We start from the raw sequence: 17914 nt of genomic DNA on the forward strand, positions 1-17914 counted from the left end.
CTGAGCTGGATGCAACTAGTTGCGCAGCATCTCGGCAACCAGGAAGGCCAGCTCCAGCGACTGCTGAGTGTTCAAACGCGGGTCACAGGCGGATGCGTAACGGCCTGGCAAGTCGACATCGGAAATGTCCTGCGCGCCACCGAGGCACTCAGTGACATCTTCGCCGGTCAGCTCCACGTGGATACCGCCCGGGTGCGAACCGATCGAGCGGTGCACCTCGAAGAAGCCCTGAACCTCGTCGACAATGCGGTCGAAATGGCGGGTCTTGTAACCATTGGAGGCCGAGTAAGTGTTGCCATGCATCGGGTCGCACTGCCAAATGACCTTGTGACCAGAAGCTTCCACAGCCTCAACGAGGGGAGGCAGCACGGAGCGAACCTTGTCATTGCCCAGACGCGAAGTCAGGGTCAGGCGACCAGGCTGGAAGAACGGGTCGAGCTTGTCAGCGTAAGCGACAGCCTCCTCCGGCGTGGTGGTCGGGCCAATCTTCACACCGACGGGGTTGCCAATCATGGCAGCCAGGTTGATGTGGAAATCCTCAATGCCACGGGTGCGCTCACCAATCCACAGCTGATGCGCGGAGAGGTTGAACAGCTCCTGGCTGCCATCGTTTTCAGAAAGGCGCAGCATAGCGCGCTCGTAGTCAACAACCAGCGCCTCATGCGAGCAGTAAATCTGCGCGGTCTGCAGGTTCGAGTCCGCAACACCACAGGCAGCCATGAACTGCAGTGCGTGGTCAATCTCGCGTGCCAGGTCCTCGTAGCGGGCGCCAGCCGGCGAGTTGCTGACGAACTCACGGTTCCACTCGTGCAGACGGTGCAGGTCAGCGGTGCCCGAACCTGTCAGTGCACGTACCAGGTTCATCGCCGCGGAGGCATTGGCGTAGGCACGCACCATTCGAGCTGGGTCGTGAACTCGAGCTTCTTCGGTCGGCTCAACGCCGTTGACCATGTCACCGCGGTAGCTGAGCAAACCGTCGCCGTCGATGTCCTTCGAGCGCGGCTTGGCGTACTGACCAGCGATACGAGCCATCTTCACGACCGGAGTGGATGCGCCGTAGGTCAGCACAACGGCCATCTGCAGCAAGGTCTTCACATTGGCGCGGATGTGCGGCTCAGTATTGGACTCAAAGGTCTCCGCACAATCACCGCCCTGCAACAGGAAGGCCTTACCATTAGCGACGTCGGCAAGCTCCTGACGAAGCTTACGAACCTCAGGCGCGACCACAATTGGCGGCACCGATTCGAGAATGCGACGCACGTTTGCAGCGGCGCGGGCATCCCAGCTTGGCTGCTGTAGGGCTTGGCGGGATACGACATCAGCAAAGCGCTCAGCCATGTCGCCGGGAAGCGGTGGCAGATCGGGCAGGTCATCTACAGGGAGATCAATAGTCCAACTCACAGAAGTTCATTGTAGTGCCCCTGCTAGAAGGGTGTTAGTCAGGTCACCAAATATTCGAATTCCGCTGCTTAATCGAGCGGCAATTTCTGTGCAATCTTTTGAAACTTCAGCAGATTGTGCTGGGCATCTGCCAGCGCGTCGTGCTTACCTGCAGTCTGTTTTGGCAACCGTGGCTTACCCGCCATCTCCCAGTACTGCTTGAGTTCACGGGTATAGCGCGGCATAAACTGCGGCAACTTGGTCATATCGCCCCAAAGCTGCACCAACGCAATGTGGTCGTAGGCACCTACCCAGGCCCACAGCTCTGGGCTGCCCGTACCGGGTTCGGTGAAAAATGCCAGCAGTTCCTCGCGGATCGTGTCCCGGTTCTTCCACAGCGGAGATGAGGGGTTGGGCAGCTGATTGAGCACATTGGCCCGAACCCACGGCCCGGCCTTGCTCTCATTGAACTCGGTAGACACCGCGTAGTACTCGCGGCCGTCCTCAGCTACGACACCGATGGAGACAAGATCAATAGTCTTGCCGTCTTCAATAAACTCGGTGTCATAAAAATAACGCACGGTGTGGAATCCTCTCCAGCCTCGGCCTCGCGTCGGCTACCTCGCGACCAAAAGACCGTGGAGCCCTACCGAGCAAATCTTACCCATGCACCGAATCGCCATAGGAAGTGTGCAGCCCCACTGTCGCGAAAACTATCTGCGCCTAATTATTCTAGCGAGCGCGTCGGAACCAGCGACGAGGGGTCGGCTTCGGCCCCGGAGCCGGAGTGGTCAGCTCTCCACCCGGCTCGGTTCCCGCTGGATAGCCGGTGCCGGCCTCCAAGGACTTCTTCACATCAGTCGCATAAGCATCGACATATTCCTGACCCGAAAGCTTCTGAATTTCCTTAATCAGGTCATCCGTCAGCGCCCTGGCCGCTTCATACTCATCGCTGTACTTGGCTTTGTACTCCGACGGATCAATCGGATCGCCGATAATCGTTCCGACCTTCACCGGACGAGGAATCCACGAACCAATCGGGTTGGCCTTCTCCGTATCAATCATCGCCATTGGGAACACCGGCACACCGGACTCCAGCGCTACACGTGCCGCACCGGTTTTACCGCGGTACAGTCGACCATCCGGACTACGGGTGCCTTCCAAGGAAATGCCCAGCAGGTCACCGCGTGACAGCACCTTCAAGCCGGCGTTCAGCGCATCGCGAGCTGCATCACCAGAGGTACGGTCAATCGGCACCTGCCCCACCGAGGAGAAGAAGAACTTCTGGATACCGCCGACAAAGCCCGGCGTGGTGAAGTACTCCGCCTTCGCCAGGAACGTCAGCTGACGACGGCAGACCAGTGGGAAGAAAAAGTGATCCATCACAGCAAGGTGGTTCGACGCCATCAGCGCTGGACCTTCCTGAGGAATCTTCTCACCACCGATGTAGTACGGGCGATTATAGATCCGCAGCCAAGGGCCAATGAGGATGTACTTAAAGAACTTGTACCAGCGATTATTCACAGTTTAAAACTATACAGGTTCAGGTGGTCCGACGATCCATCTCCGCAGCCATTCCCCCACCTTTTCGCGGGCGAATTCCCCTACATTCCCCAATTGACGCTTTACGACGATGCCGCACCCTCGGCAGCCACAACGCTGCGCGCAATATCCGCCGCACCGATCAACCCAGCATCCGCGCCTAGTTCAGCGACCCGCACATCCGCTACCGGACGATAACCAGCGCCGGTGAGATTGCGGGCAAACTCGGCCTTGGCCTTGTCCAGGTATAGATCAGACGCCGAGGCAACACCGCCACCGATAACAATCAATTCCGGATCAAAGACATCGCCCACCATCGACAGGCCACGCCCCAGCCAGGTAGCAAAGTCATCAATCGCAGCTAGAGCCAATTCATCCCCCTGGCGAGCAGCCGAGACGACATCGGTACCAGTTACCGAGCCGGCCACGAGCCCGTCGGTAAGCCGCGAGAAGTAGCGACCGGATTCAGAGAGTTCCTGAGCGGTGTTAACCAACGCCGTACCCGAGCAGTAACGCTCCAAGCAACCACGCTTTCCGCAGGAGCAGGGACGACCATCCGGCACAACGGTGAGGTGGCCGAATTCCGGCGCCGTGCCGTACGCGCCACGGTAAATCTCACCACCCTGCATCATCGCGCCGCCGATTCCCGTCCCCAGCGCAAACAGCACCCAATTATCCGCACCGCGAGCCGCACCAAAGCGATACTCGCCCCAGGCGGCCGAGTTGGCATCGTGCTCAAGCTGCAGCGGACATGGGAGAAGCAAGGATAAACGCTTGACGACGTTCGCATCGCGCCACGGCAGATGCGGGGCGAAACGAACCGTCTGACGGTCAGAATCCAAAAAACCAGCTACAGCTAAACCGATGGCGCTGACATCTGGAAAGCGTTCAACCAAGCGCTCGGATGTCTGGACAATGCCACGTTCAATGGCATCCACACTGCCGTCAGAACTGGTCTGAACTCGATACAGCACCTGCCCATCAGCGCTGACCACTGCAGCGCGCAGGTTTGTTCCACCAATATCAAAGCCGATAGCCGGGCGATCAGCGGCGTCGGACTCGTCTGAGCTCGGATGAATCGGAATATCGGTGGACATAACAGTTGATTATAAAGGGATTGCGCAGGTTCGGAGAATTCGGCGAGCCCGAGCAGCCATGACCTCCCAGGTCCACGACTGCACAACATGCTCCCGACCACAGGCTCCCATCGCCGCTGCGCGCTCCGGATTATCCAAAATCTCAACCAGCCCGGTGGCGACGCTGCGCTTCGAGGCCCCGTCGACAACGATGCCAGTTTCGCCATCGATAACTGTCTCCGGGGCGCCACCAGACTTGCCAGCTATGACAGGGACACCGCAGGCCTGTGCTTCCAAGTAGACAATGCCGAGGCCTTCTACATCGAGGCCACGTCCGCGGGTTCGGGCGGGCATGGCAAAAATGCTGGCCGCATTGTAATAGGCGGGGAGGTCATCATAAGAGACCTTGCCGGCAAAAATGACCTGCTCGGAGACCCCGAGCTTTACTGCCAGCTTTTTCAATTCTCGGTTCAACGGACCAACACCCACGATCAGCAACCTGGCATCCGGGTGCTGCTCAAGAACCTTAGGCATGCTGCGAATCAGCATATCTTGGCCTTTTCGGCGCACTAGCCGAGAAATACAGACGATGAGCGGCTGAGACTCACCGATTCCGTGGTGCTGCCGGATCTTCTGTCCCGCCTCGGGGTCCGGAGAAAATCGCTCGATATCGACACCGGAAGGCAGGCGTTCAAATGCTGTTTGCGGACCAAAGGCTGCCGCAAATCGACCACGGGTGTAGCGGGAAATATAGGTCACAACATCGGAGCTCTTACCAATGCGCCTCAGCATCTGGCGGGCCAATGGCAGCATCGACCAGCCCACTTCATGTCCGTGAGTGGTAGCAACGATGCGGGTGGCACCTGCGCGACGGCATGCGTCGGCAAGCAAACCAAGTGGCGCGGCGGCACCAAACCATACGGTGTCAATGCGTTCGGTGCGAATAATCTGAGCGGCGCGACGAGCTACGTGCGGCAGTGGCAGCAGCACGGAATCACGCATGCGGTAAACACGGTACGGTAGCGACTCGTCGTAGGCGCGGAGCTTTTCCTTCGGAGCTCGCGAGGACGCGAGGACTACGAGGTTCTCCGGATCCAAACGAGCACAGAAATCACGCAGGTAGGACTCGATTCCACCATCGCGAGGCGGGAAGTCATTCGTAATGAGCAGTACGCGCGCAGACATGGAGCCGAGTTTATCTACCTTGACTAAAAGGACGCGAGGCCACCTGCCGCTAGTTAGAAGCGGACAGCGCCTTGGTACGGGCCACCCTGGTCGATGGAAACGACCTGGACTGGAATACCGTAGTCGGAAGCATGGACAATCTGACCATTGCCGATGTACATGCCCACGTGCGTGATTCCCGGGTAGTAACCGATGATGTCGCCCGGCTGCAGCTGGTCGCGGCTCACCGGAGTACCACCGGCGAGCTGCGCCTGCGAGGTCCGCGGGATGGACTTACCAATCTGCTGGTACGCCCAGTACATCAGACCCGAGCAATCGAACTCAGAGGGACCAGCAGCTCCCCACGAGTACGGGGAGCCCAGCTTCGACAGAGCGGCATCAACTGCGGCGGAAGATCCGAGCAGTTTGTCCAACCCTTCGGTAATTGGGTTGTTCTTGGAAATCCAAATTTCCCGCTGTTCGGGGCTCAGCGATTCAACCATGGACTTGACATGCTCGGCGCGCTCATCAAATTCGGCGCTGCGCTTGTCCAAATCATCGCGACGCTTAGCCAGGTCATCGAGCTGCTTGCGAATATCGCCCTGCAGACGCAGCGCATTGGCCTTACCATCCTCAGCATCCTTGCGGGCTTGCACCGCACGGCTGACGACTTCATCGTTGTCGCGGAACATCTTGTTGATGTAACCGGCACGGTCGATAGCGTCCTGAGCACTGGCAGATCCCAGGGCGGCCGACAATGGGTCGACGATTTCACCACGCATCCGCTTCTTCGCGAAGTAAGAAATCTCACCAGAGAGCGCCTTGAGGTCATCCTGTGCTCGGAGAACCTGATCCTCAGAGTGCTTCAGCTCCCCCTCGGCGTGCCGGAGTTCCTCTTCCTTGGCCTGAACCTGGGAATCCAGCTCGGTAACTTCCTCAGAAACCGCTTCGGTATCCCGAGAAATCCTCTCCAGCTCTGCAATAATGCCGTCTGCAGTAGCCAGATCCGGGGCTGGCTGTTCATCCTGTGCAGACGCAATCGGCGCCAAACCTACGGCGCCAAAGGTTAGCCCAGTCACGACCGTAAGCCCGACTACACCGCGACGAGAGTTGTGGCGACGACGAGAGACACGGTGACGCGACAAATCCAAACCCTTTTCAAGTTGTGTATTCAAATTTCTTCCCCGAAAAACAAAACATCAAACCACTTGACGCATTCGAGCAAATTGTAGCAGCCTTGCCGCGGAACAACACACCGACAAACCGCCAGCACAAAGGGGTATCCAAAGGGAGTAACCAGGATGGCCCTTCGACTCCACGCATTGCGTAACCGCAGTAGAAAAACAAAAATGAGGCGAGCACCCCTATAGTGCTTTACGACGCGCATAGCGTCAGCACCCGGGCGCTCGCCTCAGTGCCCCCTCACTCAAAAGAGAGCCAAGGCTCTGCGGGGCATCAAGGCCCCGCAGGTTGTCATCCGTTCAAACAGATTAGAAGCGGACGAAGTTGTGAACCGGCATGTAGTTCATCGGAGCTTCCTTGACGACATCGCCGGACTGCGGAGCGTGAATCACGTTGCCGTTGCCGGAGAAGATGCCGACGTGGGTAGCGCCAGAGTAGAAGGAAACGATGTCACCCAGCGCCGGGCTGGAGACCGCGGTACCCTGGGAAGCCTGCGCCTGGGAGGTACGTGGGATCGACTTACCGACCTGCTGGTATGCCCAGGAGGTCAGACCGGAGCAGTCGAAAGAGTTCGGACCGGTAGCGCCCCACACGTACGGGGAACCGATCTTGGAACGTGCAGCGGAGACGATAGCCGAACCAGTGGACGGTGCTGCAACGTTTGCAACGCTGCCGGAGGTAACCTCACCTGCGATGTCGTTGAACTTGCCAACAACATCCTGCATACCTGCAACCTGCGGGGTATCGAAGCCGTTCAGTGCGCCCTGGATGTCGTTCAGCGGGTTAGCGTTAGCGGTCGGAACTGCGAGAGCGGTAACGCCGGCGACAGTTGCGCCAAATGCGACTGCGTTGCGTGCAAAGTTAGAACGGCGGTGGTGCTTGCCCATTGTTTTGAAACTCCAAAATCTTCCTGTTTAGCCGACCGGGTTAGCTGACGGGTTCGGAAGAATGGAAGACTTCCTACCCTCCGGGATTTCCCTTTGGGATTCACCCCATGGTTCGAGGTGGGTCCCCGGCTCGAATCCCCTGAGGCTCTCACTACTTAGACCCTCAGGACCTTCGATAAGGCTCTGCGTTTTCTTATCAATGACCGGCACCAACTCAGTGGCCCCGTTTCAATGTCTCGATAAGGTTACGAAATGGCATCAAGTTTTGTCTAGCCGTTTGCCCAGAAAACCGCTCGAGGCCCGGTTGTTACCATCGATAGAACTAAACCGTTACCAAGCTGTTACAACTAGACACCCCCCCCTATAGCGGAATAATAACAGTTTGATAAACGTGTCACTACCTGGCATTTTGAAGTCCGCCGAGAACTTTACACTCAATGCCTTAAAGTCGACACATTTTTATCGCGGGCTCAAAACGTGTTTTATGTCACACTCCAACTTGTGGCGGCTCAATTTGCTCAAGTTTCACAGTTTTAACACCGCTAGGAGCGCTCAGAATAGGATTATTGATGTGGATTCAGGACAACAGCACTTCCCTCTCGAAGGCACCGTCGATGATTCTCTTTTCAACACCACCTTTGTCGTCGTAGACCTAGAAACGACTGGACTGAAGGCCAAGAACGACCACATCATTGAAATTGGGGCCATCAAAACCCGTGGCGGTAAGACGATTGGCACCTTTTCCAGCTTCATCGACCCCGGCATGGAGATCCCCGACCACATCACATCTCTCACCGGTATCACTACCGCCGATGTTGAAACTGCCCCACAGCTCGGCACAGTTATTACTCAGTTCCTCGAATTTGCCCGGGGAAGCGTCTGGGTTGCGCATAATGCCAAGTTCGATATTGGATTCCTCCGCCAGGCTTGCACAGATTTGGGCCTAGATTGGCCGAGCCCCAGTGTCGTAGACACTCTCACGTTGGCGCGTCGCGTCCTCGACCGCTCACAAGTTGGCAGTTTCAAGCTCTCACAGCTCGCACGGTACGTCGGTTCTCCGAATCGCCCCACCCACCGGGCGCTTGACGACGCAATCGCAACCGTCGACGTCCTTCACTACCTCATGGAGAGACTAGCTGGCGATGAAGTACAAACAGCGTCCGAGCTAGTGCACTACTCGCCCACCGTCGCTCCAGAGGTTCGTGCTAAACGGCACCTTGCCGATGGAGCTCCGCACACCCCTGGTGTCTATGTTTTTCGGTCAAGAAATGACGACCCCTTATATATAGGTACAGCTCTCGATTTGCGACGTAGACTTCTGCAGTATTTCAACGGCACTGATTCTCGTCGCAAGATTACGGAAATGGTCTCTCTAGCCGAACGCGTCGAGATCATCGAGTGCCCGCACGGCTTCGCTGCAGAAATCCGCGAGGCTCGTCTGATTTCTGCACTCCGTCCGCCCTACAACCGACAACGCACCGAACCAACCCGCGGCTGGTACATCGTCCCCACTAGCCCCGGTCGGCCTGCCAAAATTAGCCGGAAAGTCACCGACGCCCGCAGCCTAGGTCCGTTCCGCACGCGCGACACCGCTACTGCCATCCGCGACAGGTTCTCCGCGCTTAACGACGACTTTGCGATGACAACCGCCCAGATCTCCACCACCGGCGCCGACGAGATCGCAGACATGATCGCAGAGATATCAGCACTTGCCGAAGCACACCGCTTCCAACGCGCGGCAGTGCAGCGTGACCGCACCGCGGAGTTCATTATCAGCTTGGACAAGCAGCAGCGTTTGAGCATGCTTGCCGCCATCCCATCTCTGCAAGCCGCTTTCCCCGATGGCAATGGCGGCTGGCATCTAGCGGAAATTCGCTATGGCAGGTTGGCCGGCGCCAGCACTGCACCACATGGCGCGGATATGAACTACATCATCGACCTCATGGAGAGTTCAGCCCAAACAGTCACTCCAGATGACTCCTTATATAAAGGAGCATCAATTGATGAACTCAGTATTATCTGGAAATGGCTGCAGCGCCCGGAGGTACGAATAAAGCCCACCGGAGGCGAGTTTTCCTACCCTAGGCTGGGCGCAGGAAAATACCTTCAGTGGGCAATTGACGCGCAGCAAGCACGTCGTGAAGCGCGACGCGAACCTTAACCCCTCATCGCCGCGGTAAGGATATCCAAGCACAGCCCCGACTGGAGCGTTTCCTTGACCTCTTCAATGGAGTCGGCCATAGCTTCCTTTAGTGGACGGCCACTCAGACCACGCGAAATGGCGATTGCGGCGGCGGAGTTAAGGATGACTGCATCGCGAATCGGACCTTCGAGCTCGCCAGCCCAAATGCGACGTGCAACATCAGCGTTGTAAGCAGGGTCACCGCCACGCAGCGCGTCAATTTCGGAGTACTCCATGCCATAGTCATGTGGATCGATGACATCTTCGGCAACTTCACCGTTTTCCACAATAAAGACCTTGGTGGGACCAGTAACGGTAATCTCGTCGAGGCCATCGCTTCCGCGAACCACCAGCGCGCGCTGACCACGGCGGGCGAAGGTGTTCGCCATCGTCTCCATCTGATCTTCGAAGGCACAGCCAATCAAGCTCGCCTGCGGGCGTGCTGGATTCGTCAGCGGCCCCAGCAGGTTGAAGACTGTCGGAACCGCTAGCCCCTTACGCACCGGTCCAGCGAAGCGCATGGCCGGATGAAAGCGAGCGGCAAAGAGGAAGCGCACGTAGAAATCCGGATGTTCCGGAGAAGTAACGAGACCGTTCTCAATGTCGATGCCAAAGGCCTCCAGCATGTCAGCTCCGCCCGACTTCGAGGAAGCCGCGCGGTTACCGTGCTTGAGCACCGGCACACCACTGGCCGCGATAACAATCATGGACATCGTGGAGATGTTGACGGTATTTGCGCCATCACCGCCGGTGCCGACGATATCGACTGCACCGCGCTCAATAACACCAGCGAGCTGTGGATCATGTACCGGGCGGGCAAATGAAAGCATGCCCTCAGCCGCAGCATCAAGCTCGGCAGCCGTAATCCCCTTGGCGAGGAGACCGAAAGCAAACGTTGCGGTCTGCACGTCCCCAGAAGCACCGGACATAATCTGATCCATGGCGAATCGAATGCCCTCACCGGAAACCTCGCGGCCAGCGCCAATCGTGGAGAGAACATGGCGCCAGTTCTCGACCGCCCTCTTATCGCCGATCTCGCTCATCGCCACTCCCTTCCACTAGATTGTCAAGTCTGTACTCGTACTTTATTAATACAACTGCACCTAGGTACTGCTGGTTATCCCGCCCACCAGGTGCGCCACATCACAGGTCTTTTAGAAAATCCCACAGTGATGTACGTAATAAGACAAGTTACCTCCCCCATAAATCCAGCGCATCACCAGGTCCACCTTTTGCGTTCGCCGAAAACCTCACCCCCATTGGGGCAGCTGGAAAGATACGATATTAAACAGAGCCGAACCTGCGATAAACTAGCCGACAACTGATGCCGCAGTATCGCTAACCCAGGTTCGCCGGAGGTGAACCTGGCAGTCCAGGGGGATGGACACCGCGCACCTCGGCACAACAAACCCCTCGAATTCACCCGCGTCGGATAAAGACTCCGGAAAGTTCCCAACAGGGGGAAAAATTAGTGAAATTCTCAGAAACCTTTCCTCGCGACCTGGGATTTTAGGAAATTTTATACAAAAACGGGGGTTGCAACGTGACTACTCCTTAAGAACAGTACATACTGTTAGATGTGACGAGCGCAGTTGAAAATCAAGGTATGACAGCACCACGTCGTGCTGCGACACTGAACCGACCGAATATGGTCAGTGTCGGCACGATTGTGTTCCTGTCTCAGGAATTAATGTTCTTCGCCGGCCTGTTCGCGATGTACTTCGTGTCACGCGCGAACGGCCAGGGCGAATCGTGGGATTGGGGTACCGGCCACCTCAATGTCCCGTACGCACTATTGATCACCGTGATCCTAGTGTCGTCTTCGTTCACTGCCCAGTGGGGCGTGTTCGCGGCCGAGCGTGGCGACGTTTTCGCACTCCGTAAGTGGTACGCACTGTCTACCGCCCTGGGTGCAATCTTCCTCGTCGGCCAGGCTTACGAGTACTTCACCCTGGTTAGCCACGGTCTGACCATTCAGAACTCCATTTACGGTTCGGTCTTCTTCATCACCACCGGATTCCACGCAGCCCACGTCCTCGCGGGTGTGCTGGCTTTCGTTGTGGTGCTTATCCGTACCTCAAAGTCGAAGTTCACCCCGGCACAGGCCACTGCTGCCATCGTGGTCTCGTACTACTGGCACTTCGTCGACGTCGTGTGGATTGGCCTGTTCATCACCATCTACTTCATCCAGTAGGCCGTATTGGCCGTCCTTTGTTCAGTACGGCCTACAGCCCATCCACTTTCCACGAACAGTCTTAAAGGGAAAAAGATGGAAAACACAACCTCCGAAACCAAGGACACCACGTCCTTGGCTGCGGCCCCAAAGTCAAAGGGCCGCCGCAAGATGCGCCGTACTGCCTCCGGCATTATGGCTATGGCTCTCGCCCTCACCGGCGCGGGCTTCCTCGCTAATGCTCTGACCCCTGATGCACAGACGGCTACTGCTCAGCAGGATGAAGCCGCAATGATTCAGCAGGGTAAGGAGCTTTACGACGTTGCTTGTATTACTTGCCACGGTGCCAACCTTCAGGGCGTTAAGGACCGCGGTAAGTCGCTGATTGGCGTCGGCGAAGGCTCGGTTTACTTCCAGGTTCACTCCGGTCGTATGCCGATGCTCCGCAATGAGGCTCAGGCAAAACGTAAGACCCCGCGTTACTCCGAAGAGCAGACGCTGGCTATCGCAGCCTACGTCCAGGCTAACGGTGGCGGCGCCGGCATCGTCCGCGACGAGGACGGCTCCATCGCTATGGAGTCGCTGCGCGGTAAAAACGCCGGCCCGAACGGTGAGCTTGACAAGGCTGACATTGCTCGCGGTTCCGAACTGTTCCGCCTGAACTGTGCCTCCTGCCACAACTTCACTGGTCGTGGTGGCGCACTGTCCAGCGGTAAGTACGCACCGGTCCTGGATCCTGCAAACGAGCAGGAAATCTACCAGGCCATGCTGACTGGTCCGCAGAACATGCCGAAGTTCTCTGACCGCCAGCTGTCTGCTGACGAGAAGAAGGACATCATCGCTTACATCAAGAACGCCAAGGAAACTCCGACCCAAGGTGGTTGGGGTCTCGGTGGCATCGGCCCGGTTACTGAGGGTCTTGCCATGTGGATTGTAGGCATTGTCGCTCTCGTAGCGGCCGCTCTTTGGATTGGATCCCGCCGATGAGTAATAACGAAAACAAGAAGTACAGCTCCGAAGAGCTGTCGAAGATGAGCAATGCGGATCTCGCTCGTCTGGGTGCTGAACTCGATGACGTGACCATTGCTTACCGCAAGGAACGCTTCCCGATTGCCAACGACCCGGCTGAAAAGCGCGCGGCTCGTGGTGTCGCCATCTGGCTGGCACTGTCGGTCATTCTTGGCCTGGCATTCATCGCCATCTACCTGTTCTACCCGTGGCACTACAAGGGTCACGGCGAAGAGGGTCTGTGGCTGTACACCATGTACACCCCACTGTTGGGTATCACCATCGGTGGCTGCATCGTCACCTTGGGTATTGGTGCAGTTAAGTTCACCAAGCGCTTCATTCCGGAAGAGATTTCGGTTCAGCGCCGCCACGATGGTCCGTCCGAAGAGGTCGACCAGAAGACCATCGTTGCTCTGCTAAACGATTCTTGGCAGACCTCTACCCTGGGTCGTCGCTCCGCTATCAAGGGCCTCCTTGGTACCGGCGCCGTCCTGGCTGGTATCGGCATGATCCTTCCGCTTGGCGGCATGATTAAGAACCCGTGGAAGCCGCGCCACGACGTTGACGTCACTGGTGACGGCACCCTATGGACCACCGGCTGGACTCTCGTCGAGAAGGGTCACAAGGTCTACCTGGGCCGCGACACCGGCGCTATTGCTGAAGAGGGCGAACACGGCTACACCACCAAGGGCGTTTCCCGCCTGGTTCGCCTCCGCCCAGAGGACCTGTCCGCAGGTTCCATGGAGACTGTCTTCCCGCTTCCAGAGGAGGACGTCAACGACGGCGACAAGTACTCGAAGGATGCTGATGTCTACGAGGCACACATGCACTCGATTCACGGCTCCCGCAATTCGGTTATGCTGATTCGCCTGCGTGCTCAGGATGCTGAAAAGGCTGTCCTGCGCCAGGGCCAGGAAGACTTCCACTACGGCGACTACTTCGCCTACTCAAAGATTTGTACACACATCGGTTGCCCTACTTCTCTGTACGAGCAGCAGACCAACCGCATTCTGTGCCCGTGCCACCAGTCGCAGTTCGATGCACTGCACTACGGCAAGCCAGTCTTCGGCCCCGCTGCTCGCGCTCTTCCGCAGTTGCCAATCAGCGTTGATGAGGAAGGCTACATGTACGCAAAGGGCAACTTTGTTGAGCCCGTCGGTCCGGCATTCTGGGAGCGTCAGTCATGAGTAATCCAACAAAACTAGCAACCGCTGCTAAAAATATGGATGACCGCTACACCCTGTCTGGCGGCATGCGTAAGCAGCTCAATAAGGTATTCCCTACCCACTGGTCCTTCCTGCTGGGCGAGATTGCACTCTACTCCTTCGTAGTCCTGCTCTTCTCGGGTGTTTACCTGACTCTGTTCTTCGACCCGTCGATGTCGAAGGTCATTTACGACGGTGCCTACGCGCCGCTCAACGGTGTCGAGATGTCTCGCGCCTACGAGACCGCCCTGCAGATCTCCTTCGAGGTTCGCGGTGGCCTGTTCATTCGCCAGATTCACCACTGGGGTGCTCTGCTGTTCGCCGTGTCCATCATGGCGCACATGTTCCGCATCTTCTTCACCGGCGCATTCCGCAAGCCGCGTGAGGCTAACTGGGTCATCGGTTCCATCCTCCTGCTGCTGTCCGTAGCAGAGGGCTTCATGGGTTACTCCCTGCCGGACGACCTGCTTTCCGGTGTTGGTCTGCGTATTATGTCCGCAATCATCATTGGTCTGCCGATTATCGGCACCTGGCTGCACTGGATGATGTTCAACGGCGACTTCCCGGGTGACATGATTATCCCGCGCCTGTACATTGCACACGTGCTGATTCTCCCGGCCCTGCTGCTGGGTCTGATTGCCGCTCACCTAGCTCTGGTCTGGTACCAGAAGCACACCCAGTTCCCTGGCGCAGGTCGTACCGAGAACAACGTCGTCGGCGTTCGTATTCTCCCGATCTTCGCAGTCAAGTCCGTTTCCTTCGGTCTGATTACGTTCGGCTTCCTGGCGCTGTTCGCTGGTATCTTCCAGATCAACGCAATTTGGAACCTTGGCCCGTACAACCCGTCGCAGGTTTCCGCTGGTTCCCAGCCGGATATCTACATGCTGTGGACTGACGGTGCTGCCCGTGTCATGCCGCCGTGGGAGCTTTACCTGGGCTCTTACACGATCCCGGCAGTCTTCTGGGTCGCCCTGCTCTGTGGTATTTTGGTTGTCCTGCTCTTCGCTTACCCGTTCATCGAGGCGAAGATCACCGGCGACAACGCCCACCACAACCTGCTGCAGCGTCCGCGCGACGTGCCGGTTCGCTCCGGCCTGGGTGCCATGGCTCTGGTCTTCTACACCCTGCTGACTCTGTCCGGTGGTAACGACCTGATCGCATACCACTTCCAGATTTCGCTGAACGTGATGACCTGGGTTGGCCGTATCGGTCTGATCATCCTGCCTCCGATCGCTTACTTCGTCACTTACCGAATCTGCATCGGCCTGCAGCGCTCTGACCGCGCCGTCCTGGAGCACGGCATCGAGACGGGCATCATCAACCAGCTGCCTGATGGTTCCTTCATCGAGGTCCACCAGCCACTGGGTCCGGTCGACGAGCACGGCCACGCCGTTCCGCTCGAGTACCAGGGTGCTTACGTCCCGAAGACCATGAACGAACTGGGCGCCGCTGGTAGCCCGGGTCGCGGTAGCTTCTTCAGCCCGGACTCCCCGGAGATCGCCGAAGAGGCAGCTCGTATCGAGCACGAGAACCACGAGCAGCAGGCTCAGATGTTCCGTGACCTCGAAGCTCAAAACGCTGAAGAGCGTCGCCAGCTCGAGCAGTAAAACTCCGCGGTAGGTTTTCTACTGCGCTCAAATAAGACCACCCTGGTCCGCATCCACTTCGGATGTTGACCGGGGTGGTTTTTTGTTCCCCAGATTTTTCCGCGCTCGCCTTGACCCCCACATATGTCGGATACCAAATCTGCTGTTTACCAGTACTAAAATGGACATATGTCTACCAGTCCCTCCCCCACCACCGATCTTTCGAACAACGCCACACAGCTTGTCGCCAACGGTGTCAATTTCGACTACGAGGCCACGCCTGTTCTGCGCGATGTCTCGCTCACGCTTTCCGACGGCGATGTCCTCGGTCTGGTTGGAGACAACGGAGCCGGCAAGTCCACACTTCTTTGGCTACTATCTGGTCGTCGTCGGCCCACGAGCGGTACGGTGACTCATATTGGCACGCGTGTCCTCGGCTCTCAGGAGCTGGAAGCGCCTTTCGACTCCACGGTGCAAATGCTTATCGATGAGGCCCTCGGCCCCTCGAAACGTCGTTTAGCGGAGCTAGAAGAAGCAGCTGAGGCGATGGCCTTAGCAAAGACCCCAGATGAGTCTGAGGCGGCAGAGAAGGCGTATTCGAAGGCCTTCTCGGACGTCATGGCTCACGATGACTGGAACGCCGAACATAATGCGGAGATTGTGCTCGACCATCTCGGCCTGACCGGTGCTGCTCCGGACGGCGCTCCCCTGACAGAGCAACTAACCACGGAGATTTCCGGCGGGCAGCGGGCGCGGCTGGGGCTCGCGATTACGCTCATCCGAAAGCCAGAGATTTTGCTTCTCGACGAGCCCACCAACCATCTCGATGAACGCGGTCGCCAGCTCGTGATTGACACCATCCAGAACCACCCTGGAGTGGTTGTGGTGGCAACACATGACCGCGACTTCCTGGATGCCGTTTGTACTGTAATTGGAGACTTGGTGCCGGGGCGCCCTGGTATTGGGCTGTTCCGTGGTAATTACTCCGACTACGCGAAGCACCGTCGCCACCAGCGTGAGCTATGGGAGCACCAGTGGCGCTCGGAGGAGCATGAACGCAATCGGTTGGAAGACACCATCGAGAATGGCGCTCGTGAGGTCTCACCGGGTCGAGAAATGACGGACAATAACAAGATGGCTTATGACCGCCGTGGCGGTCGTGTAGAGCGGCAAATCGCCCGCCGCGTGCGTTCGGCTAAGCAGCGGCTGGAGGAACTCATTGAGGAAGGTGTGGAGCGTCCACCGGCACTACTGGGCTTTGATGCCCCGTTGACCGCACCCCTACCGACCAAGCGCGCTGCTTCGGGCAGCGATGAAGATTTTCACGTCAAGATGCGCGGTGTGGTCGTCCCAGATCGAATTCGGGTTGGTTCACTGACTATTCGTCCCGGCGACAAGGTCGTGATCACCGGCCCTAATGGGGCCGGCAAATCTACTTTGTTTAAGACGATCATGGGGCAAGTTGAGACGCAGGCTGGCGAGGTGCGTATCGGCGAGAACTGTCGAGTAGTCATGCTGGCTCAGGAACAAGACTGGGAAAACCCAAAGAAGTCCGCCCGTGAGTTGTACGACCTTGCGCCCAATGCCCGCGTGCCTCTCGACGACTTTGGATTGCTTAGCCCTGAGGATGCCAATCGACCGGTAGGAAGCCTCTCCATCGGCCAGCAGCGCCGGGTGGCGTTAGCGTTGGTCGTAGCCAATCCGCCGGAGATCTTGCTGCTCGATGAGCCTACGAACCATCTGAGTGTAGATCTGATCGAGCAGGTCCAAGACGCGATCGCATCTGCAGAGGGCACAATTATTGTGATTACCCACGATCACCGCATGATCAACTCGCTCGAAGCGCGTCATCTGCAGGTGACTGACGGTGAGGTCATCGAACTACCTAAGGGGCAGAAACCCGTCGAATTCGCTTGATGCGGAATCATATATTAACTACAGATCCTAACCGGCGAGGTAACACCAGTTAGAAATCCCCTCCCACTCACCCAAACAAAAAAGTCTCTCCCACTAACGCCATTGTTAGTGGGAGAGACTTTTCGGTTATCTACGACTGTGGTTCAGTCTGATTACACTCGGACTAGTGCTTCTCCGGCGGAGTGATGTACTGAGTGTTGAGCTTGGTGCTGGAGACGATCAGGATTACCGCGCCAAGGACAATCAGCCAGTAGGCCATGAATGCGATGCCGTAGCCCATGAGCAGGATGCCCATGGTCATCACGAATGGCCAAATCGAGCTAGCGGAGAAGAAACCGAGGGTACCTGCACCGTCGGCAATCTCTGCCTCTTCGAAGTCAGCCGGGGTGATGTCGGAGCGGCGCTCAGTGAAGTGGAAGTATCCACCGAGCATCAGAGTCATCAGCGCTGCGAGGACCAGGCCGGTTGCGCCAGCCCACTCGAGGCGACCCTGGCTTTCGTTGATGACGTTACCGGTGTCCTGGAGGTACTGAGTGCCGAAGATGTAGACGACAGCCATGAACCCCAGGAACACGGTAAGTCCGTAGAAGAGCTTTGCTGCAGACTTCATTT

At 57.5% G+C, this 17914-nt stretch carries 15 protein-coding genes and 1 riboswitch; of the genes, 6 read left to right on the forward strand and 9 right to left on the reverse strand.

The genetic code is table 11. The features are described 5' to 3' along the window. Positions 1-15: 15 nt before the first annotated feature. The 7 genes from CRD20_RS01435 to CRD20_RS01465 form a co-directional block, all read right to left on the reverse strand. Positions 16-1401: a class II 3-deoxy-7-phosphoheptulonate synthase gene (locus CRD20_RS01435; RefSeq protein ID WP_149420634.1), complete on the reverse strand. Its 1386-nt coding sequence runs from the start codon at positions 1399-1401 to the stop codon at positions 16-18. Between the two features lie 68 nt (positions 1402-1469). After that, positions 1470-1961, reverse strand: a complete 492-nt coding sequence (locus CRD20_RS01440) for a polyadenylate-specific 3'-exoribonuclease AS (protein ID WP_016423018.1) — start codon at positions 1959-1961, stop codon at positions 1470-1472. 151 nt (positions 1962-2112) lie between these two features. Further along, a complete protein-coding gene (locus CRD20_RS01445) occupies positions 2113-2904 on the reverse strand; it encodes a 1-acyl-sn-glycerol-3-phosphate acyltransferase (RefSeq protein ID WP_016423019.1) in 792 nt (263 codons plus the stop codon). Between the two features lie 101 nt (positions 2905-3005). Further along, positions 3006-4019: an ROK family glucokinase gene (locus CRD20_RS01450; protein ID WP_187404710.1), complete on the reverse strand. Its 1014-nt coding sequence runs from the start codon at positions 4017-4019 to the stop codon at positions 3006-3008. Between the two features lie 9 nt (positions 4020-4028). Next, positions 4029-5183 carry a glycosyltransferase family 4 protein gene (locus CRD20_RS01455; protein WP_049192937.1) on the reverse strand — a complete coding sequence of 385 codons (1155 nt, stop codon included), beginning with the start codon at positions 5181-5183 and terminating at the stop codon, positions 4029-4031. 53 nt (positions 5184-5236) lie between these two features. Continuing rightward, on the reverse strand, positions 5237-6307 hold the full coding sequence (locus CRD20_RS01460) for an NlpC/P60 family protein (RefSeq protein WP_370545778.1): 1071 nt from the start codon (positions 6305-6307) through the stop codon (positions 5237-5239). A 345-nt stretch (positions 6308-6652) separates the two neighbouring features. Then, on the reverse strand, positions 6653-7231 hold the full coding sequence (locus CRD20_RS01465) for a C40 family peptidase (RefSeq protein ID WP_048731217.1): 579 nt from the start codon (positions 7229-7231) through the stop codon (positions 6653-6655). A 14-nt stretch (positions 7232-7245) separates the two neighbouring features. Continuing rightward, positions 7246-7388, reverse strand: a riboswitch (cyclic di-AMP (ydaO/yuaA leader). A gap of 414 nt (positions 7389-7802) precedes the next feature. Here CRD20_RS01465 and CRD20_RS01470 point away from each other — a divergent pair. Then, positions 7803-9392: a DEDD exonuclease domain-containing protein gene (locus CRD20_RS01470; RefSeq protein WP_048731219.1), complete on the forward strand. Its 1590-nt coding sequence runs from the start codon at positions 7803-7805 to the stop codon at positions 9390-9392. Here the strand turns inward: CRD20_RS01470 and trpD are convergent. Beyond that, positions 9389-10456, reverse strand: coding sequence for an anthranilate phosphoribosyltransferase (gene trpD, locus CRD20_RS01475; protein WP_070767288.1), 1068 nt, complete (start codon positions 10454-10456; stop codon positions 9389-9391). The genes CRD20_RS01470 and trpD overlap by 4 nt on opposite strands. Positions 10457-10992: 536 nt before the next feature. Between trpD and CRD20_RS01480 the strand changes: the two genes are divergently transcribed. From CRD20_RS01480 to CRD20_RS01500, 5 genes are all read left to right on the forward strand, one after another. Continuing rightward, positions 10993-11607: a heme-copper oxidase subunit III gene (locus CRD20_RS01480; RefSeq protein WP_141752719.1), complete on the forward strand. Its 615-nt coding sequence runs from the start codon at positions 10993-10995 to the stop codon at positions 11605-11607. A 75-nt stretch (positions 11608-11682) separates the two neighbouring features. Beyond that, on the forward strand, positions 11683-12573 hold the full coding sequence (locus tag CRD20_RS01485; RefSeq protein ID WP_070642399.1) for a c-type cytochrome: 891 nt from the start codon (positions 11683-11685) through the stop codon (positions 12571-12573). Next, complete coding sequence (locus CRD20_RS01490; RefSeq protein WP_070642396.1) at positions 12570-13781, forward strand: ubiquinol-cytochrome c reductase iron-sulfur subunit; 1212 nt, start codon at positions 12570-12572, stop codon at positions 13779-13781. Before CRD20_RS01485 ends, CRD20_RS01490 begins: the two co-directional genes overlap by 4 nt. Continuing rightward, positions 13778-15406 (forward strand): cytochrome bc complex cytochrome b subunit, encoded by a 1629-nt coding sequence (locus CRD20_RS01495; protein WP_070642393.1) that lies wholly within the window; start codon positions 13778-13780, stop codon positions 15404-15406. Before CRD20_RS01490 ends, CRD20_RS01495 begins: the two co-directional genes overlap by 4 nt. 168 nt (positions 15407-15574) lie before the next feature. After that, entirely contained in the window at positions 15575-17302 is a 1728-nt protein-coding gene (locus CRD20_RS01500; protein WP_187404712.1) for an ABC-F family ATP-binding cassette domain-containing protein, read from the forward strand. Positions 17303-17465: 163 nt separating this feature from the next. Here CRD20_RS01500 and CRD20_RS01505 read toward each other — a convergent pair whose 3' ends face one another. Then, on the reverse strand, positions 17466-17912 hold the full coding sequence (locus tag CRD20_RS01505; RefSeq protein WP_048732551.1) for a cytochrome c oxidase subunit 4: 447 nt from the start codon (positions 17910-17912) through the stop codon (positions 17466-17468). Between the last annotated feature and the right edge of the window lie 2 nt (positions 17913-17914).

The organism is Corynebacterium sp. LK33 (assembly GCF_014334955.1).
Lineage (GTDB): Bacteria > Actinomycetota > Actinomycetes > Mycobacteriales > Mycobacteriaceae > Corynebacterium > Corynebacterium jeikeium_D.

Excerpts from the sequence above, each read along its gene's own strand:
- trpD (WP_070767288.1), bottom strand. The coding sequence starts at position 10,456 with ATGAGCGAGATCGGCGATAAGAGGGCGGTCGAGAACTGGCGCCATGTT.
- CRD20_RS01450 (WP_187404710.1), bottom strand. The coding sequence starts at position 4,019 with ATGTCCACCGATATTCCGATTCATCCGAGCTCAGACGAGTCCGACGCC.
- CRD20_RS01490 (WP_070642396.1), top strand. The coding sequence starts at position 12,570 with ATGAGTAATAACGAAAACAAGAAGTACAGCTCCGAAGAGCTGTCGAAG.
- CRD20_RS01465 (WP_048731217.1), bottom strand. The coding sequence starts at position 7,231 with ATGGGCAAGCACCACCGCCGTTCTAACTTTGCACGCAACGCAGTCGCA.
- CRD20_RS01505 (WP_048732551.1), bottom strand. The coding sequence starts at position 17,912 with ATGAAGTCTGCAGCAAAGCTCTTCTACGGACTTACCGTGTTCCTGGGG.
- CRD20_RS01500 (WP_187404712.1), top strand. The coding sequence starts at position 15,575 with ATGTCTACCAGTCCCTCCCCCACCACCGATCTTTCGAACAACGCCACA.
- CRD20_RS01455 (WP_049192937.1), bottom strand. The coding sequence starts at position 5,183 with ATGTCTGCGCGCGTACTGCTCATTACGAATGACTTCCCGCCTCGCGAT.
- CRD20_RS01485 (WP_070642399.1), top strand. The coding sequence starts at position 11,683 with ATGGAAAACACAACCTCCGAAACCAAGGACACCACGTCCTTGGCTGCG.
- CRD20_RS01495 (WP_070642393.1), top strand. The coding sequence starts at position 13,778 with ATGAGTAATCCAACAAAACTAGCAACCGCTGCTAAAAATATGGATGAC.